The 19,158-nt window shown below is 40.3% G+C and carries 16 protein-coding genes; 4 read left to right on the plus strand and 12 right to left on the minus strand.

Annotation, left to right across the window (positions count from 1 at the left end; all coding sequences use genetic code 11):
- The first annotated feature begins 151 nt into the window (after positions 1-151).
- Positions 152-799, plus strand: a complete 648-nt coding sequence (locus ABD930_RS21430; RefSeq protein ID WP_345235271.1) for an ankyrin repeat domain-containing protein — start codon at positions 152-154, stop codon at positions 797-799.
- Between the two features lie 37 nt (positions 800-836).
- Here ABD930_RS21430 and ABD930_RS21435 read toward each other — a convergent pair whose 3' ends face one another.
- From ABD930_RS21435 to ABD930_RS21470, 8 genes are all read right to left on the minus strand, one after another.
- Positions 837-1,058, minus strand: a complete 222-nt coding sequence (locus tag ABD930_RS21435) for a PspC domain-containing protein (protein ID WP_345235273.1) — start codon at positions 1,056-1,058, stop codon at positions 837-839.
- The gene (locus ABD930_RS21440; protein WP_345235275.1) at positions 1,055-2,347 is read right to left on the minus strand and encodes a DUF2851 family protein; all 1,293 of its coding nucleotides are present in this window, start codon (positions 2,345-2,347) and stop codon (positions 1,055-1,057) included. Before ABD930_RS21440 ends, ABD930_RS21435 begins: the two co-directional genes overlap by 4 nt.
- A gap of 177 nt (positions 2,348-2,524) precedes the next feature.
- On the minus strand, positions 2,525-3,745 hold the full coding sequence (locus ABD930_RS21445; RefSeq protein ID WP_345235277.1) for a dicarboxylate/amino acid:cation symporter: 1,221 nt from the start codon (positions 3,743-3,745) through the stop codon (positions 2,525-2,527).
- 107 nt (positions 3,746-3,852) lie between these two features.
- A complete protein-coding gene (locus ABD930_RS21450; RefSeq protein WP_345235279.1) occupies positions 3,853-6,096 on the minus strand; it encodes a Tex family protein in 2,244 nt (747 codons plus the stop codon).
- A gap of 247 nt (positions 6,097-6,343) precedes the next feature.
- A complete protein-coding gene (tatA, locus tag ABD930_RS21455) occupies positions 6,344-6,778 on the minus strand; it encodes a twin-arginine translocase TatA/TatE family subunit (protein ID WP_345235281.1) in 435 nt (144 codons plus the stop codon).
- A 297-nt stretch (positions 6,779-7,075) separates the two neighbouring features.
- Positions 7,076-8,377, minus strand: coding sequence for a dihydrolipoamide acetyltransferase family protein (locus ABD930_RS21460; protein ID WP_345235283.1), 1,302 nt, complete (start codon positions 8,375-8,377; stop codon positions 7,076-7,078).
- A 103-nt stretch (positions 8,378-8,480) separates the two neighbouring features.
- The gene (locus ABD930_RS21465; protein WP_345235285.1) at positions 8,481-9,737 is read right to left on the minus strand and encodes a competence/damage-inducible protein A; all 1,257 of its coding nucleotides are present in this window, start codon (positions 9,735-9,737) and stop codon (positions 8,481-8,483) included.
- Between the two features lie 134 nt (positions 9,738-9,871).
- Positions 9,872-12,565 carry a putative LPS assembly protein LptD gene (locus ABD930_RS21470; RefSeq protein WP_345235287.1) on the minus strand — a complete coding sequence of 898 codons (2,694 nt, stop codon included), beginning with the start codon at positions 12,563-12,565 and terminating at the stop codon, positions 9,872-9,874.
- A 259-nt stretch (positions 12,566-12,824) separates the two neighbouring features.
- Here ABD930_RS21470 and ABD930_RS21475 point away from each other — a divergent pair, with 259 nt between their 5' ends.
- The 3 genes from ABD930_RS21475 to ABD930_RS21485 all read left to right on the plus strand — a co-directional run bounded on the left by ABD930_RS21475 (position 12,825) and on the right by ABD930_RS21485 (position 15,644).
- Positions 12,825-13,697 carry an N-acetylmuramoyl-L-alanine amidase family protein gene (locus tag ABD930_RS21475; RefSeq protein WP_345235289.1) on the plus strand — a complete coding sequence of 291 codons (873 nt, stop codon included), beginning with the start codon at positions 12,825-12,827 and terminating at the stop codon, positions 13,695-13,697.
- Entirely contained in the window at positions 13,697-14,578 is an 882-nt protein-coding gene (locus ABD930_RS21480) for an N-acetylmuramoyl-L-alanine amidase family protein (protein WP_345235291.1), read from the plus strand. The genes ABD930_RS21475 and ABD930_RS21480 overlap by 1 nt, the downstream gene beginning before the upstream one ends.
- A 121-nt stretch (positions 14,579-14,699) precedes the next feature.
- Entirely contained in the window at positions 14,700-15,644 is a 945-nt protein-coding gene (locus ABD930_RS21485) for an MlaD family protein (RefSeq protein ID WP_345235293.1), read from the plus strand.
- A gap of 37 nt (positions 15,645-15,681) precedes the next feature.
- Here the strand turns inward: ABD930_RS21485 and ABD930_RS21490 are convergent, their stop codons facing one another.
- The 4 genes from ABD930_RS21490 to ABD930_RS21505 all read right to left on the minus strand — a co-directional run bounded on the left by ABD930_RS21490 (position 15,682) and on the right by ABD930_RS21505 (position 19,108).
- On the minus strand, positions 15,682-16,593 hold the full coding sequence (locus ABD930_RS21490) for a ribonuclease Z (RefSeq protein ID WP_345235295.1): 912 nt from the start codon (positions 16,591-16,593) through the stop codon (positions 15,682-15,684).
- Positions 16,590-16,979, minus strand: coding sequence for an STAS domain-containing protein (locus ABD930_RS21495; protein ID WP_345235297.1), 390 nt, complete (start codon positions 16,977-16,979; stop codon positions 16,590-16,592). The genes ABD930_RS21490 and ABD930_RS21495 overlap by 4 nt, the downstream gene beginning before the upstream one ends.
- A gap of 17 nt (positions 16,980-16,996) precedes the next feature.
- Positions 16,997-17,944, minus strand: coding sequence for a phosphoribosylaminoimidazolesuccinocarboxamide synthase (locus tag ABD930_RS21500; RefSeq protein WP_345235300.1), 948 nt, complete (start codon positions 17,942-17,944; stop codon positions 16,997-16,999).
- A gap of 201 nt (positions 17,945-18,145) precedes the next feature.
- Positions 18,146-19,108 (minus strand): PhoH family protein, encoded by a 963-nt coding sequence (locus tag ABD930_RS21505; RefSeq protein WP_345235301.1) that lies wholly within the window; start codon positions 19,106-19,108, stop codon positions 18,146-18,148.
- Positions 19,109-19,158 lie beyond the last annotated feature (50 nt).

Below are 19,158 nucleotides of genomic sequence, written 5' to 3' on the forward strand. Positions count from 1 at the left end.
TCCTTAGGGGGAAGGCAATACAAAAATAACGCATTATATTTACATCCCAAACAAAAACTTACATTAAAACGAAAATAATTTTAACCTGTTGAAGTTTTGTAATAATGATTTTTGTAGTAGGTTTGCAGAATAGATTTAATTAAGGTTAAAAATGAGTTTAACACAATTAGAAGAATATATAGAGTCAGGAAATGCAGCTGCCATTGACAACTTACTGCATACAAATCCCGCCCTATGTCAGCAGAAAACAAGCCACGAAATTTCTCCCTTATTGCTGGCCTGTTATTATAATAAACATCAAATTGTAAAAATCATCCTTCAACATATCCAAGAGATTACCATATGGGAAGCGGCAGCGGCTGGTTTATTAGATGTGGTAAGTGATCTTTTAGAAGAGTCGCCTGAATTGCTTAATACGTTTTCTGAACACGGTTTTACACCACTTGGGATGGCCACTCACTTTGGCAACACGGAAATTGTACGTTACTTGTTAATCAAAGGCGCCGATGTCAATTTGTCCTCCCAAAATGGATACCACGTTTATCCATTGCACGCCGCCATAAGTGCTGGATATGACGAAATCGCCAAAATGCTCGTAGAAGCAGGTGCTGAAGTCAACGTTTTACAATCGTCCAGGACCACACCTCTACATGCAGCCGCACAAAACGGAAACATTGAAATGCTCATTTTGCTATTGGAGAACGGAGCATTAGTAGATATAAAAAATGATTTCGGAAAAACCGCAGCAGATTTAGCAGCAGAAAAAGGGTACTTAGAAATAGCGAAAATACTCAGCTAATGAATCTTTATGTCAATTTGACCTGGCAGCACTCCTGTTAAAAATCCCAAAGGCGATGTCGCATACGCTTCACAAAAGCGCGCACGTCTAAAACAACACCTGCCAATAAGTAAAAAATAATAGGAAAACCAACGGCTAAAAAAGACGAATAAATAAAAAACAACCGTATTTTTGAAATAGAAATACCGAACTTTTCTCCGATATAAGCGCATACACCAAAGGAGCGCTGTTCAAAAAAAACCAGTATACGTTGTATCATAACGTTTCGTTTAGTTTAAATAGTTGCAAACCAATACCACAATCTAAACACCTTATTTCATCACAGTAGCGCTGTTTCAATTGTAAGAGTGCTTGCGAATCCGATGCTGTTTTCACCTGTACGCCCAAAGCCTTATATTGGGAAACAACACTATTTTTTTCAGGTGCTAACTGTTCTAACAAACGAATTGCGCGGTAAATATACGCCTCTTTTCCAATATATTTACCATAGCTAAATAAAATTGTTACCACCGTATTTAGTATAAGACCATCAATAGCGATTTTTCCCAATTGAAAATGATGTATAGGAGCTCGTTTATCAAAGGTATAATGATCTGCCCAATACACATGAACAGGAAGACAGCAAAACAAGTCCCGCAGTGCCTGAATATGATCTATCGCTAAGATCTTGGCAAAAAAATGATCTACGGTTAACAACCAAGCAGCGAATTGAGCCAAACGAAGGGGTGGGAAATTACGTGGTCGCATGCGTAAGAATCGCCATTGGCTAGCAACAATGGGTTTCAACTGGTATTGCTGACGTAGTTCCTGATAAACCCGCTGGAGTTCTTTGGGGTAGGTATCGGTAAAATCACCTACTAATAAACCTGCCTGTCCAAAAACAAGTGCCTCTATTGCCAATGGACGAAACCTATTCTTTAACAGCAATTTATACGGCAGACTATTTGCTAAATTTTCGAAAGGTAAGGCGTTTACTTTAAAACCAAAATACCTCGCTAACAGGATATAAGTCACCTCTTCCCAATCATGCGCTTTCGCCTTTAGTAACTTGTAAACCAGTTCTTGCTTTTCGCCCAAGCGTTCTATTACCATCCGTTCTAACCACACCGTTACGTTAAACGAATCTATACGTGGCAATTGAGCGGCACAAGGTATCCATGCTTTATTATTCATGAGTTCCTGGTAATTGCGCAGTAATGCCTGACTAATAAGCGGGCGCAGAACCAGTGTTTCAGGTATCGTCCCATCGGCCAAGGTGACGATCTTATCATCTTCGTAAACGACATGCAATATGACATTATTATAAGCAGGATCTTGTTGATGGAGATGCATATCCCAATCCGATGCCTTTAAATGAATCTCTACATTTCCCGCCCACTCGGTACCATTTATCCATAAACGGCAGTGTTCAAAATCCGGACCAGCGTGCTTATTGAGTTGTCCGGGAGATTTAATACGAAGGGAATTGCCTTGTCTCGTTAGTAAATTTAGTTGATTAAACAGTCGGTATTGCCAAATATAATAAAGTACTTTTTCTGATGGTTCCATTGGCCTCATGTTATTCTGTTATAGGCTATAGGCTATAGGCAATAAGCTATAGACCATATACTTAAAGCCTAAAGCTTATCGCTTATAGCTTAAAACAAAAATAAGCAATACCAATATGCTTTTACCGGATGAAAGAAAAGTGAACAAAATGAACAACTGCTGTCTGCAGTTGGTTGATTATTTCTTCACCCATTTGCTAACCAACAGTGCGGCTACAGTATCGCCTGTAGCGTTTAAGAGAGTCGCCATAGGATCCACTAATGTTCCAATAATCATCACTGCAGGGATAGCTTCTACAGGCAAATGATAAGCAGAAATCATCAACAATTCGCCAACATATCCACCATTAGGAATACCGCCTGCTACAATGCTCACCAAAATAGTTAAACCTAAGGCCAACAACAAGGTATCTAATTCCATAAACGGCCTTCCAATTAATGCAAACGCTACGGCAATTTTTATAATAGAAGACATAGCCGATCCGTCCTTATGTAAAGACGCGCCTAAAGGAATAACTACATTCGCCACGGATTCCGGAATACTTATTTTTTTCGCGGCTTCGAGATTAGAAGGTATAACGGCGATACTACTACAGGTACTAATAGCGGTAAGAGAAGGCAAAATATTATTACGCCAAAAGCGCATTACACCTTTCCTACCGCCACCCATAAAGGCATAAATACTGAAGAAACTGAAGAAATATACCAACCCTCCCCCATAATAAATGGCCATAGGTTTCGCATAAATACCAAATAATTGCGGACCAACGGTGCCTACTTGATAGGCAAAATAAGCTCCTAAACCTATAGGCGCCACTTTCATGACATAGATCAATAAATGCTTCATCACTTCATTACCCGCATACAAAAATTGGCGGAATGGTTCTCCCGCTTCCCCCGATCGTAAGGCCGATATACCGACTAAAAAAGAAAAGATGATAAATGCCAACATATGCTCTCGCGAGAGCAATTGATTGAATTCGCTGACAGTTACAAAAGAAACAACCTGTTCTCCCCAACTTTCCTGCTTTGCCTGATCTAATAAGGGACCTGCCTTTGTCACGTCAACCGTTGGGTTTCCTATCGGGAACAACCATACGCAAAAGATCGTAAAAACAGCTGCTGCAATAATCGTCATTAAAAAGACCAGCATCATGGTACTCAATAGGTGGCCAAGCCGTTGTTTTTGATCGATTCCCGCTACGGCCGAAGCAATAGCAAAAAATATTAACGGGATAACGGCTGTAAAGAGTAAATTCAGGAAAATATCACCAACTGGCTTTAGCTGCTCAACAATCTGTGGGAAAAACAAACCGACAAGACTACCGATAAAAATCCCCAAAAGCAATAAAAGAATATTGCTATAGTTTTTAAAAAAACCATTAAGCTTGCTGTTCATACAAACTAAAGTAATGGTTTTTTTAAATTTAATTACTATGTGTGCTTAAGTAGAAGATAAAAATAGCTGAAATAAAAATTAGGGCATTTTTAAACGTCTTTTCTGCTTTAAGAGAATTTGCTCCTTAAAGCAGCTAATTTAGTTGCCATATCGGTTTCCGGCATCTTCCGATCTTGTTTATTCCTTACCTTTTTATCCTGGGTCTTTGTAGAGACAGCTGGTTTTTCGGTCCTCATACTTAATGAAATCCGATTTCGCTGGGCATCTACTTCCAATACGGTAACTTCTACTTGCTGATGTACTTTTACAACTTCGTTCGGATCCTTTATGAACCGATTGGCTAACTGACTAAGATGCACTAGTCCGTCTTGATGAACACCGATATCTACAAAAGCACCGAAATTGGTAATATTAGTAACAATACCCGGTAATTTCATGCCTACTTTTAAATCGTTTACCGTATGTACGCCATCTGTAAAAGAAAAGGTTTCGAATTTCTCCCGTGGGTCTAATCCCGGTTTGGATAATTCAGATAAGATGTCATTTAATGTAGGTAAGCCTACTTCGTCTGTAATGTATTGCGTTAAGGGAATGTTTTTACGTAACTGCTCATCCGTCAGCAAATGCGTTACCTGACAGCCCATATCCTTGGCCATGGTTTCTACCAATGGATACCGTTCTGGATGGACTGCACTGGCATCCAAAGGATTCTCAGCCCCTCTGATGCGCAAAAAGCCGGCAGCTTGTTCAAACGCTTTTTCACCTAAACGAGGTACTTTTTTCAGGTCAGACCTCCGTTTAAATGCACCATGCTGATCACGATAAGCAACAATACTTTGTGCCAAAGCGGGGCCTAAGCCCGAAACATAAGACAACAATTGCTTTGATGCGGTATTAAGCTCCACTCCTACCGCATTGACGCAGCTGATGACCGTATCGGCTAATGATTCCTGCAACTGATGCTGATCAACATCATGTTGGTATTGACCTACACCGATAGATTTCGGGTCAATCTTCACCAATTCAGCCAAGGGATCCATTAAACGTCTGCCAATGGATACCGCTCCTCTTACCGTAATGTCATAATCTGGAAATTCTTCCCGTGCTACTTCAGAGGCGGAGTATATGGAAGCACCACTTTCATTAACCATCACCAATACGACATTGGCAAGGTCAAGTTTCCGTACAAAATCTTCTGTTTCGCGACCTGCCGTGCCATTACCAATAGCAATGGCCTCTATTCGATATTGGGTGACCAGTGTTTTAAGCTCATGTGCCGCTTCTTCAGCTTTATAAGCACCGTTATGCGGATATACGGTTGTATTGACTAACAGTTTACCTTGTTCATCTAAACAGACCACTTTACACCCGGTACGAAAACCTGGGTCTATCGCTAAAATGCGCTTGCTCCCCAAGGGGGCTGCCAATAATAGTTGACGGGCGTTTTCTGCAAATACACGTATAGCCTCCTCATCTGCACGCTTACGCGTAATTAACCGCACTTCGGTTTCCATGGACGGTTTTAACAAGCGTTTAAAACTATCTTGAATGGCTAAGGCCACCTGTTTAGATGCCTCATTTGCTGCCTTAACAAAACGATCATGCATGTAGGTTATGGCTTCTTCTTCGGGCACCTCAACATCCAAAAACAACAATTGCTCTTTCTCTCCCCTACGCATGGCTAAAATACGATGAGAGGGAGCTGTTTTTAAGGGTTCTCTCCAATCGAAATAATCTTTATATTTTCCTGCTTCCGTTTCTTTTCCAGGAACGACCTTCGCCACAAAGGAACCTTTTTCCATAAAGAAGTTACGCATTTGCGTACGTGTTTCCGCATGTTCAGCAAAAAACTCGGCCAAAATATCCCGCGCACCAGACAAAGCTTCCTCTACGGTGTTTACCCCTTTATCTGCCATTACGTAGCTCGCTGCCAAACCAGCTACATCGCTTAGGTTCTGCTGCAGTAAGGCTTCTGCTAACGGTTCTAAACCTTTTTCGCGTGCCACGGAAGCCCTGGTTTTACGTTTAGGTTTATACGGCAGGTAAATATCTTCCAGTATGGCCATACTTTCCGCCGCAGCTAATTTCTCCTCTAACTCCGGACTAAGTTTTCCCAACTCGGTAAGTGATTTTATAATCGCTTCTCGGCGTTTGTCTACATCGCGTAACTTTGCAATGCTGTCTCGTATTGCTGCTACTTGTACTTCATCTAAACTACCCGTCAGTTCTTTACGGTAGCGTGAAATAAAAGGAACAGTAGCTCCTTCTTCCAATAATTGAATCGTTGTGCGCACCTGCCGTTCATGTATAGACAGCTCTTGAGCAATACGTTGTTCGTGTGTTACTGACATAAAATAAAATTTAGCTGCAACTGATTTCCATGGCTGATACAACAATCAGTCGCTGCCGCGAATTTGGGGCATTTCCGTGTAAGAACCAAGTAATAATTTTCAACAGCAGGAATGATTCCTTTATTGGACACCAATAGCCAGTATTAGAGCGGCACAAGCTAGGGAAGGTTGTTTCTTGATAAACAACGTCAACAAAAAATCGTAAAAAAACCCTCTTCGTGAGGGTTAGTCTTTTTAGCGAAATGAATTAATGGCTGTTCTCTTCGGGTTTCTTGCTTAAATCGATGGTCGAAGCTACTTCACTCCCATCTTCTTCAGGTGCCCCCACATCTGCACCTGCATTAGGTTGTTCTTCCTTGTGGCCTCCATAATAATCGGGTTGCCGATTTCCACCATCGCTATAGTCATGCTGGTCAGTAGGAGCTGAGCTGGAATTGTTTGCTGCATAAGAACCGCTATTCGATTCTGATACATCTAAATCTTTACCGAAATTATTGATCTGATCATTGATATCCCGCTTGATGGATTCTGACGCATCTTTGAATTCCCGAATGCCTCTTCCTAAACCACGAGCTAATTCTGGAAGTTTTTTACCTCCAAATAAAAATAACGCCACCAAGAGGATAAGCATCATTTCCGACCCGCCTATATTCAAAAATAACAGTACCGAACTTAACATCATATTACTTGTTTAAGCAAGAGACAAACTTAGTAAAAAACTACTTATCCCCGCAAATGAATAGTCAAAGCTATTAAAATTTTACATAGCAAACGAATGATTAGAAAAATCTAATCCCTATCTGGTTATTGGTTACTCGTTTTTCGCTCCTCGCCTTTTTTGAATAGCTCATGCATTTGAATTAATTTATCCGTTTTCTTCTGATGTTCTTTCAAAAGATCAATACGTGCAAAAACAGACCTATCTACAAACAATATGGGGTAAGGCCCGAACAAGCAACAATTATTGACGAACAACGAATCAGACAGTCCTATTCACGTCCCACTGTTCCAAATAATCCGCTACCCTACGTACAAACATTCCTCCCAGTGCCCCATCAACGACACGATGATCGTATGATAGCGATAAATAGAGCATATGTCGAATAGCAATAACATCACCATATTCGGTCTCCAATACCGCAGGTTTCTTGGTAATGGTACCTACAGCTAAAATGGCTACCTGCGGTTGGTTAATGATCGGTGTGCCCATCATATTACCAAAAGAACCAATATTGGTTAACGTAAATGTGCCGTTTTGTGTATCGTCTGGTTTAAGCTGGTTATTTCTTGCACGGTTAGAAAGATCATTCACGGCTTTGGTAATACCAGTCAAGCTTAAATGCCTGGCGTTTTTTATTACCGGAACAATCAAATTACCATTCGGCAAAGCGGTGGCCATCCCGATATTGATATCATGTTTCATGATAATCTGCGTTCCTTTTACCGAAATATTAACCATCGGAAAGTCTTTTAACGCCTTGACTACTGCTTCAATAAAAAGAGGAGTAAACGTTAACTTTTCGTTTTCCCGCTTTTGGAAATCATCCTTTACCCGATTGCGCCAATTCACTATGTTCGTTACGTCTGCTTCAACAAAGGAACATACATGGGGTGCAGTTTGTACACTGTGTACCATGTGTTCGGCTATTAAACGCCGCATCCGGTCCATTTCGATAATTTCGTCTTTTCCGGAAATAGGTATTGCCGGAGATTCAGTCGATTTAACTGATGGTGTAATTACTGTCTGATCCTTGATTGTACTTTCTATTGGCCTTTCATTGCGCTTTGCCAAATAATCCAACAGATCTTGCTTAGTCAGTCGTCCTTCCAATCCAGAGCCCTGTAAACGCTCTAATTCTTCCAAAGGAATACCTTCCTCCTGTGCTATATTCCGCACCAAGGGAGAATAAAAACGACCGGAGATTGCGTCTCCTTCGCTAGGGCTAGCGATGGTTTCTTTCGCTGTTGAAGTAGTACTTAAGGTCTCTTCTGTTTCATCTTGTTGCTCGCTACCATTGTCCTGCAGATCTGCATCATCACCTTCCACTTCTAATACAGCCAAGACATCACCTACTTGGGCAACCTCATCTTTATTAAAACGAAGTTCCAGCAACTTGCCTTTTACAGGCGAAGGAACTTCAGTATCCACTTTATCCGTTGCAACTTCCACAACAGTTTCATCAACCGCTACATCGTCTCCAGGTTGTTTTATCCAGTTTACAATCGTAGCTTCCAATACGCTTTCACCCATTGCGGGAAGAAGTAAATGATACTTAGCCATAATTTATTTCAATTAAATTGTCTACAGCAGCAAGTTTTTACAATTATACTTAAAAAAACATGTAATACAGAATAATATTTGCCATTATTAAACAAAAGCGTTATTAACTCCGCCATCCTACTTCATCCTTCAATAAGTAAAATAGTAGTACCAAAGCATTGGCGGCTGATCGTTCAATATTGGCTAAGCGGACATTACCAAAATGAAATAATTTTGCTTTCGCCCCATGTTTTCCCGCCAGGGCTATCCAGACGGTTCCTACAGGCTTTTCCACAGAACCGCCATCCGGGCCGGCTATACCGGTAATTGCAATACTGTAATCTGCGCCAAAACGCTGTTGCGCACCTATAGCCATCTCTAATGCTACTTGTTCACTTACGGCACCAAACATACGTAGCGTTTGCTCTTGTACACCGAGTAGCTGCATCTTCAGTTCGTTACTATAAACGATGCCGCCCCCTTTAAAAACAGCACTACTACCTGGTAGACTCGTCAGTAGATGCCCCAAATATCCGCCTGTACAACTTTCCGCCACTGTTAATTGCAATCCCGCTTCCTGCATCACGTCTAAAATCTGCTGCTCCAGTAATACATCACCAAATCCCACCCGATAAGATTCGGTAAGTGAAATCAACTTCTGCTCTTCGGCATCTATAGCTGTTAATAGCCGGTCCTTGTCCGAGCCTATTGCGGTTAACCGAAGTTTCACTTGTGCATATTTAGGCAAGTAAGCCAAATGAATATTAGGAGGCAATTGTGCTTCAAATGAAGCCAGTTGCTCTGCCAAAAAGGATTCACCAATCCCAGCGGTACGTATAGAGCGGTGTACGATCGTCTGTTTTGTTGGCAATTTCCGTAGCCGCGGTAATACCTCCGCCTCCATGAGATACTTCATTTCGGTAGGAACGCCGGGCATAATGACATATATTTTTCCTTGTCTAGCAATCCACATTCCAGGTGCAGTGCCTGTTTCGTTGTGTAAGACTTCTGCATTAGCCAATACATCCGCTTGTTGCCTATTGGTCTCCAGCATCGGCCGATCCAATCGTTTAAATAGCTGTTCGACATGCTGAAGTACGCGTTCATCGCGGTACAGCGACGTATTAAAAAAGGATGCCAACGTTTGTTTGGTCACATCATCTTGAGTAGGACCTAAACCGCCCGTAGACAGGATAAGATCCGCGCGTGTACCGGCTAATGTTAGCGCTTCCTGAATAGCCTCTGGTTTATCCGCAATTGAGCTAATCTGTATGACATCAATCCCTAAGGCATTGAGCTGCTGAGCCATCCATGCCGAATTGGTATCGACAATTTGCCCAATTAAAATTTCATCCCCTATGGTTATGATCGCTGCTTTCATGTGCTAATGAAAAGTAAGAATTCAAAAGTAAAAAAGCCATATCTAGTTGTGTTTGTTTAATCATCAACTTTCCACCCTTATACTTTACACCTCATACCTCTTAAACGTATCACGTACAACTCAAAAGCTTTTGACTAAAAACTATTATAATAATCGTTCCGTTTGGTTAACTTCAAATCCTGCAAAATAGATGCTTTCACCCGCAATGTGAATGTATAACTTCGATAGGTACCAAAGGGGACCCACCCAAAGGACATATCCCAACAGTGCAAATCACGGTAGATATTAAACTGGGTCATACTGATTTTCTTTGCTTGAAAATCATAGCCACTATTGTACTGTATTTTCCATTTGGGCGTGATCGAAAAATCACCGTGAAGGTTAATGGTACTGGTGATCGTTGATTTCGCAAAAGGCTTACTATATTGAAATGTAAACGATGCAGCAATATTCCAAGGAATATTAAAATCAACAAATGCATTCGGATCACTGCTGATCCGGGCTAGCTCCTGTTGCTGTTCGGGAGTCATATTCTCTTTCCCTTTATCCAGTTCATCGAGCTTATTACCTCGACTTTTAGCCGCAGCAGGATTAAAGCTAAAATCGGTAGACAAACCAATTTGGGTTAGACGAGCAAGCTGTCCGCCTTTAATCGCATAACGATTTACCCTTCGGTAACTCTCTACATTACTACCGGGCGTTGTATATGTCTCATACTGATATGGATCGAATGTTCCATTAAAATTAATGCCTAGTTTTTGATCAAATAAAGAGGTACGTCCCGAAAAACTAATTGTTGAAAGTTTGAATGAATCCGCTGCCATATTGTAATTCCCACTAAAGGTCAATCCTTGTAAAATAGGCACCTTTTTATATCCCGTTCCAGTCGTATCGTCCTCACTTTTTACCTTTGCTTCAATCGTATTATCCAATGAAAAACCAATCCCCATCGACCTACCAGCGCCCGGAGTTCCATAAACAGCATTCTGAAAAATAGAATACTTCTGAGGAGTTATTCCGTCACTACCATCGGCATACTTCTCCGTTCGGTAAAACCCATATTTATTGTCTGAAAAATCCGGTCGGTAATTAAAATTAATAGAAGGCGTCATTACATGTCGAATAGCCGCCAGTTTACCTTTGAAGTTTTTCTGCCCATAAATTTTGGTAGAAAAACCACTGGAAAGGCTATAATCATATGCCCGGTTAAAACCCTGAACGGTATCCGTTATTTCTTTATAACCAGACGGACTATTATCAAAATATTTGCGAATCGATTGGAAATACCATCTTTCTGTATAGTTAACGCTCGTATTGAATTGAAAATACTTGGCCACATTTAAAGATAAACTCACGGGAATATTATGCTGAATACCGTTCTGCATTTTTCCCAAAGTCTCTTTTTTAAACAATAGGCTGTCTTTTGTATTTAACGAGTTCTTTCCTTGCATGCTGTAGCCCATGGTAATGCGCTGATACCATTTTTGCTCACCTACCCTATCTTTCGAATCAAAAGGATTGAACGATGCTACGGTTAGGTTTACCGTTGGTAGCTCTAAATTTAGATCGCCTGTAGCAATACTTTGCCGGTGACTAAAGCTTGAAGTAAAATTCACTTTTCCATCGGCAAAGGTCTTTCCATAAGCGATACTCGAAGACATTTCGTTTCTTGTTGTCTGATTATAATCGTAAGAACCCCCAGCGGCGGTATTGGAAAAATAACTACCGGTACCCGCGTTTACACTCGCACTAAACGTAGTTCCCGGATTAGCTTCCTGTCGTTGCGAGTGATTCCAGGTAATATTGAAATCTTTAGCACGCGAAAAACCCGGTGTATTCTCCTCTCCATTTTTGGTATAGGCATAACGTATTGAAAACCCACCATCGTACTTATAATTCTTTTTGTAGCGTGTACGGATATTCGTTTCCCACGACCCTTTCGTATAAAGATTAGCCCGTATTTCTGCATCCCAATAGTCATTTAGGCCAATATAGTAACCACCATCGCGCAGAAAAAAACCACGGCTATAATCCTCACCAAAAGCTGGAAATAAAATCCCCGATTGCCTTTTGTTCGTTTTCGGAAAAAAGCCAAAAGGTATCATAATAAAACGCAGCGGTACATCTTCAATCACTAAGTAGGCGCTCCGAGAAACCACCTGATTCTCCGTAAGGATTACTCGACTCATCTGAATTCCAAAATGGGTATGTGGTTGAGGTAGGTTACAAGTACTATAAAAACCATGGCGGATAAACTGCTCATTATATTGGTTTTTCTTTATTTTCTCGGCTTGAATAGACGCGCCATCCATCTCCGTAAAAACGCCATAGGTAAAACCTTTCCCGGTATCAAAATTATAACGCAGCGAATCGACGGTTACCGGTGGTTCATTACCACTTTTGAATATTGGTCGCCCACGATACTTCCCATTATGGTCTACCAGTCCACTGGCAAACATAATATGGGTATTATTATCGATGCGAATATAGTCTGCTGTAAGCTCCATATCCTCATACTTAATTTTGGCTTTACCATAGAGATGGAGTTGATTGTTTTTCCGATCTGTCCGTGTTGAATCTTCGGCATTGCTGAGTACAACCGATTGAAGTCCGTCACTCTTTTTTGTACTATCCCGCTTTACTGAATCTACACGTGTCGAATCTCCCAAAGTAGAGTCCTGCCGTATAATTAAAGGTTTTCTGGATAGGGTATCCCGAATCTTATAAGAAGTATCTTGTAGCGTAGAATCCTGAGGTCCATCGACCAATCGCTTCCTGAGTCCATCATTTTCAATAAACTGCTGCCCTGAAGCCATAAGAGGCATCATTACGAAAACGAATAAAATATATTCAAAAAAAATGCGAACAGACTTCAAATTTGACAACGAATATTATTTTTGCAGTACAGTAAATTAAAGGCGCCCAAAATTAGTGAAAGCATTATCAGCTTGCAATAGCTAAACTGTTTTCCTATAACAGATTTTTATCGGCAATTGCTACAAAATATTGCTCACGTGTGGGATTTATTAGTAATATCATACAATAAGATTAACTTTATAGCATTATATATTAAAAGAACAAATTTGGATGATTATAGATATATCTAGGCTTGCAATGGCCATTTGTTTTCTTTGTTTATTACACATACCAACGCAAAGTTCGGCAAATAAGTATGATAACCCATATAAAATACGAACAATTGTTATCGACCCAGGTCACGGAGGTAAAGATGGGAACACGCATGGTTCTTTTTCCAAAGAAAAAGACATTACCTTAGCTGTCGCATTAAAGTTGGGTAAGGCGATAGAACAGGAAATTGAGGGTGTTAAAGTCATTTACACCCGAACAGATGATAGCTTCGTTGAATTATATGAGCGGATCAACATTGCCAACAAAAACAAGGCGGATTTGTTTATATCCTTACATTGCAATTCTATGCCCAATATCAGAAGACGTGTCGTTTCCCATTATGCGCGAAACAGCAAAGGAAGACGATACCCCGTTTACAAAACAGTGTATGCACAGAACACGTCTGTAAATGGAGTGGAAACATTTGTTTCCGGTTACGGTCGTTTGGATGAACAGGATGTTGCTGTACGAGAAAATGCGTCCATGCTCTTGGAAGAGAACTACAAAGAGAACTATGACGGTTTTGATCCAAATGACCCTGAGAGTTATATTATTTTTTCGCTTATGAAAAATCAATACCGCGATCTGAGTATTAAATTTGCTTCTTATATTCAAGCGGAATATATTAAATCTAATCGCGTTGATCGTGGTGTTAAAGAACAAAGCTTAGCCGTGCTCGCCCGGGCAGGAATGCCTGCAGTACTTACCGAAATGGGCTTTATTAGCAATCCGGAAGAAGAACGTTACATGAATTCGGCAGAAGGGCAGGCAGAAATTGTAAATAGTATCGTAAACGCCATCAAAAATTACAAAAAACAGCTAGAAAACTGATGTATAAGATAAAGTTAGTCATTGCGCTACTCATTAGCACCTTATCCTTACAGCTATTATTTGCAGCGGAACCTCCTACCCATCCGATATTAGTTAACCAGCAAAGTTATCGTATTCGAACCATTGTTATTGACGCTGGTCATGGTGCCCACGACCCGGGCACTAAAGGTCGGATTTCTGTGGAAAAAAATGTCGCCTTACAAGTTGCCTTGAAATTAGGCAGGGCCATTCAGCAAGAGCTGAAAGATGTTAACGTGATTTATACCCGTACAACGGATGTATTTATACCGCTATATGAACGCATTGGTTTAGCAAATAAGAAAAAAGCCGACTTATTTATTTCTATCCATTGCAATTCCATGCCGAATACCAAAAAAAGGATTGTAACGGGCTACAGACGAAGAAAAGGTAAACGAATACCTATTTACCGAACAACGTATACGCAGAATACCACCACACGTGGTACGGAAACCTTCGTTTCCGGATACGGCAGGCTCTCCGAGCAGGACGCCGCGGTACGAGAAAATGCGTCTATGTTATTGGAAGACAATTACAAGGAGAATTATGAAGGTTTTGACCCCAAAGATCCGGAAAGTTATATCATTTTTTCATTGATGAAAAACGCCTACCGTGATCAAAGCATTAAACTGGCATCTTTGGTACAGGAACAATACATCAAGTCTGGTAGAGAAAGCAGAGGAGTAAAAGAACAGAGTTTGGCCGTATTAGCCCGCGCAGGTATGCCTGCTATATTAACGGAGATTGGCTTCATCAGTAACCCGACAGAAGAACGTTATATGAATTCGGCTGAAGGGCAGTCGACCATCGTAACCAATCTATTAAATGCAATTAAAAACTATAAAAGGCAGGTGGAGAATTAAGACCCTGTTAAAAAATATAAGCTGCAAATTTAGACAAGCACTAAACAAATTAATGGACAACTTGTTCCTAGTACAGAAATACTCGGTGACAACGTTATTTTTTAGAACTTAAACGAAACGGATGAAGATTTCTAACGAAACCAAAGTCGGCATCTTAGCTACCGTAGCCATTGCCGTGCTCATTATTGGTTATAGCTTTTTAAAGGGTAATGACGTTTTCAGTAGTGAAAATACGTATTATGCTACTTATGATCGGGTAGATGGATTGAGCGTCTCCAAACCTGTAATGGTTAACGGTTATCAAATTGGACGCGTTTCAAAAATGCAATTACTGCCGGACGGCAACATTCTGACGGAATTTAAAATTAAGCACGACTATGCTATCCCTGCGAATACCGTTGCCAGAATAGCAAGTACCGATCTCTTGGGAGGAAAAGCTATTGTATTTGAATTAGGAGATAGTCAATTGTATGCCAATGATGGCGATACGCTACAAGCAAATATTCAACGGAATATTTTAGAACAGGTAGAACCGGTGCAAAAAAAGGCAGAAGCTGTTGTTGCCGTACTGGATTCCGTCTTATCTTCCATAAATAATACCGTAAATGCTGATTTTCAGCGCAATTTTAATCGTAGCATTGCTAGTATTGCGAATACGCTGAACACCTTGGAACATACTTCTGCGCAAGTGGATGCCATTGTAGGTACACAACGCACCAAATTAGCCAACATCTTGAGTAATGTAGAATCCATCTCTGCTAATTTCAAGAACAACAACGAAAAGATCAATAATATTCTGGGTAATCTAAATACGGTAACGGATCAGGTAGCCAAAGCGAACTTCCAACAAACCATTTCCAATGCGAATGCGGCTGTTGCCGATTTCCAAAATATCATCGACAATATTAATAACGGAAAAGGATCCGTTGGTCTGTTATTAAACGATGATAAACTGTATGACAATTTAAATAATGCTTCGAAGAACTTGGACAACCTGATGATTGATCTTAAGCAAAATCCACATCGATATGTACACTTCTCGATTTTTGGAAGGAAAAGGGATTAGTTAATGTGATAATTATAATTAGCTAATTGGCTAATTACTAAATTTCAAAGGTCTGCCCTTCTATGGCAAGCAACGTATTTTCAAATACCGTCTTGCTTTCTAACAATAGGGGTTGTAGGTCTTTATATCTTGCTGAAAAATGACCAATCAGCAATTGCTTAGCCCCTACCTTTTTCGCGATTTCCCCTGCCTGCAATGCTGTTGTATGAAAGGTTTCTATAGCCCTATCGATCATCTCATGTAAAAATGTTGCTTCATGATAGAGTAAATCAACCGACGTAATATAGGGCCAATAACTAGGAGTATTGACAGTATCCGAGCAAAAAGCATAACTTTTAGGAGGTGGCGCAGGTGTTGTCAGATCTATCGCCCGATGCAGTTTACCCTTATTATCCGTATAGTCTATTCCCTGTTTCAGTAGGGGATAATAGGTCGTGGGGATGTCTAAGGATTCGACGAGTGCTCTATTAATTTTAGGAAGTCGCTGTTTTTGTTTAAAAACAAAACCCGTGCAATTGATGCGATGACTTAATGGAAAGCTTTGCACATCAAAATTGGTGTCTGCTAAAATATATGCTGCGTGATTAGGGTTAGTTGCTTTAAAGATGAGGTTATAACGCAGTGTCGTCTCGGCATAATGTAACTGCAAATCGATAATTTCTTGCAGACCTGCAGGTCCGAATAGGTACAGATCCTCCTTTCGTCCATTCAAGTGCATAGAAGAAATTAACCCTACCAGTCCTAAATAATGATCTCCATGTAAATGAGATATAAAAATATACTTTATTCGGTTAACCTTAAGTCCATAGCGTTGCATCTGCAACTGGGTTCCTTCACCACAATCTATTAAGCTGATGGTTTCATTACAATTAAGGATTTGAGCAGTATGGTTTCGTCCGTACAAAGGTGTTGCCGAGTTACTGCCCAATATGGTTACCTCAAACCTCATTCCTCGTCGGTTGCCACTTGTCCTCTAAATTCCTTCTCCAATTCTTCCATAAAAATAAGATCTTCTGCCTCATTGTTTGTTGGCACAAGATGCAATACCTCCTTTAAGTTAGATAATTCAATTAGCCGCACAATTTCTTCGTTTGCACAACAAATGACAAAAATACCACCTGCCGCATGACATAATCGATGTGCTGTCAGCGCACATCTTAAGCCAGATGTATCTGCACTTTTTACGTGGCTTAAATCCAACACAATATTGCGTTGACCGTCTGTATTTAATAAAACAAATTCAGACTTAATTTTCGGTGCAGTAACACCATCCAACACTTCTTCATGAGGGGTAATTGCTACGTAACGCTCATGCCTATCAATTGTAAACTTCATATCTTTTGGTTTGGTTATCACACTAGCTCTTGAAGAGCTTTGCTTATATTATTTTCGATCCGTTCCACCAAGTGATCTATCGGATGGTGGACAAATTTTTCTCCTGTAATGTGTTCGTATAGTTCAATATATCGATCTGAAATAGAAGCTAAAAGTTCATCATCCATTTCAGGTACTGTTTGCCCTTCTTTTCCCTGAAAACCATTTTCTATAAGCCATTTACGAACAAACTCTTTAGATAATTGGCGTTGTGGCTTTCCTGCTTTTTGTCGTTCTTCGTATCCATCTAGATAAAAATACCTCGACGAGTCTGGTGTATGGATTTCATCAATTAGGATAATCTGGTCGCCTACTTTTCCAAATTCATATTTAGTATCTACCAAGATCAGTCCTTGAGCAGCAGCAATTTCTGTGCCCCGTTTAAAAAGTGCTTGGGTATATTGTGCTAACTTTTCATAATCTTCTTCATTAACAATACCCTTTTTCAGAATCTCTTCCCGCGAAATATCCTCGTCATGTCCGAAAGCAGCTTTGGTTGTGGGGGTTATAATAGGTGTTGGAAGTTTATCATTCTCCTGAAGTCCCTCGGGTAATGGCTCACCACATACCGACCGTTTTCCTGAAGCATATTCTCGCCACGCATGTCCAGAAAGATAGCCACGAATGACCATTTCTACTTTAAATGGCTCAGCAATTTTACCTATCGTTACACAGGGATCAGGTACATTAATTACCCAATTTGGCACGATATCTTCTGTTGCCTTTAAAAATTTAGCTGCGATCTGATTCAATACCTGTCCTTTATAAGGTATTGCCTCCGGCAAAACAACATCAAACGCAGAAATCCGATCGGATACAACCATGGCCAAATACCTATCGGCAATCGTATAGACGTCACGAACTTTACCTTTGTAAAAGCCGGTTTGATTTGGAAAATGAAAATGCGTTTCTTTTATTGCGTTCACTGTGTTCAATTAAAAAGTAAAAATTCAAAAGTAAAAAGCTATAGACTGTAGGCTATAGGCAGTAAGCCATAAGCATCAAGACATTCTTAAGTTATAAGTTTTACGTCATACGTTTTAAGTACTTAAAGCTTAATTGCTGCTCCTGCAACTGCTACTTTAATAACTTCTCACAACTCATGTCTCAAATCTAACATCAAACATCTAGATATCTCCGTAAGCCTCTAAAATTCGCTTCACGAGTTTATGCCGGACAACATCGCCTCCGCTTAAATAAATAATGTCTATTCCTTCGATATTATCTAAAAGTTTTAACGCACTATTTAGACCAGACTGTTGCTTTTTGGGCAAATCTATTTGCGTCACATCACCGGTAACAATAAATTTTGCGGTGGGTCCCATACGTGTTAAAAACATTTTTAACTGCATATCCGTTGCATTTTGTGCTTCATCTAGAATAACAAAACAATTATCTAAGGTACGACCACGCATAAAAGCCAGTGGAGCCACTTCTATTGTCCGATTTTCCAAATAAATCTTTAACTTCTCAGGCGGAATCATATCGTCGAGCGCGTCATATAAAGGCCGTAGGTAAGGATCTACTTTTTCTTTCAGATCGCCCGGAAGGAACCCTAAATTCTCTCCCGCCTCCACCGCGGGACGAGTTAAAATAATCCGTTTGATTTCTTTATTCCGTAAAGCTCTGACAGCTAACGCAACTGCCGTATACGTTTTTCCTGTTCCAGCAGGCCCAATCGCAAAGAGGATATCGTTCTTCAGAATGCTTTCCACCATTTTGCGTTGGTTGGCCGTACGGGCTTTAACAACAATACCATTTGGCCCAAATACAATGGGTTCTCCACCAAATGGGGCCGCTGCTTTTTCCACCACACTTTCTCCCGTTACTACTGCCGGTGTAGCACCTAATATCGTTTCAATATCATTGTAACTAACGTGATTATATTTTTCTAAATGGCTAACAATAGCGTCAAATTTACTTTTAAATATACCCGCCTCTTCTCGATCCCCTAAAACTTTCAGTTCAGTACCTCGTGCCACTAGTTTAAGTTTGGGAAAATATTTTCTGATCAACTCAAAATGTTCATTCTGCGCGCCCCACAATATCGCAGGATCCACCTGATCTAATGTAATTCGTAATTCGTTCAAATTTTATGCTCGTTAAATTTTCATCTACCAACCTGTTTTCAAATTTATTT

Source organism: Olivibacter ginsenosidimutans, from assembly GCF_039542865.1.
In the GTDB taxonomy this organism is placed as follows: Bacteria; Bacteroidota; Bacteroidia; order Sphingobacteriales; family Sphingobacteriaceae; genus Olivibacter; species Olivibacter ginsenosidimutans.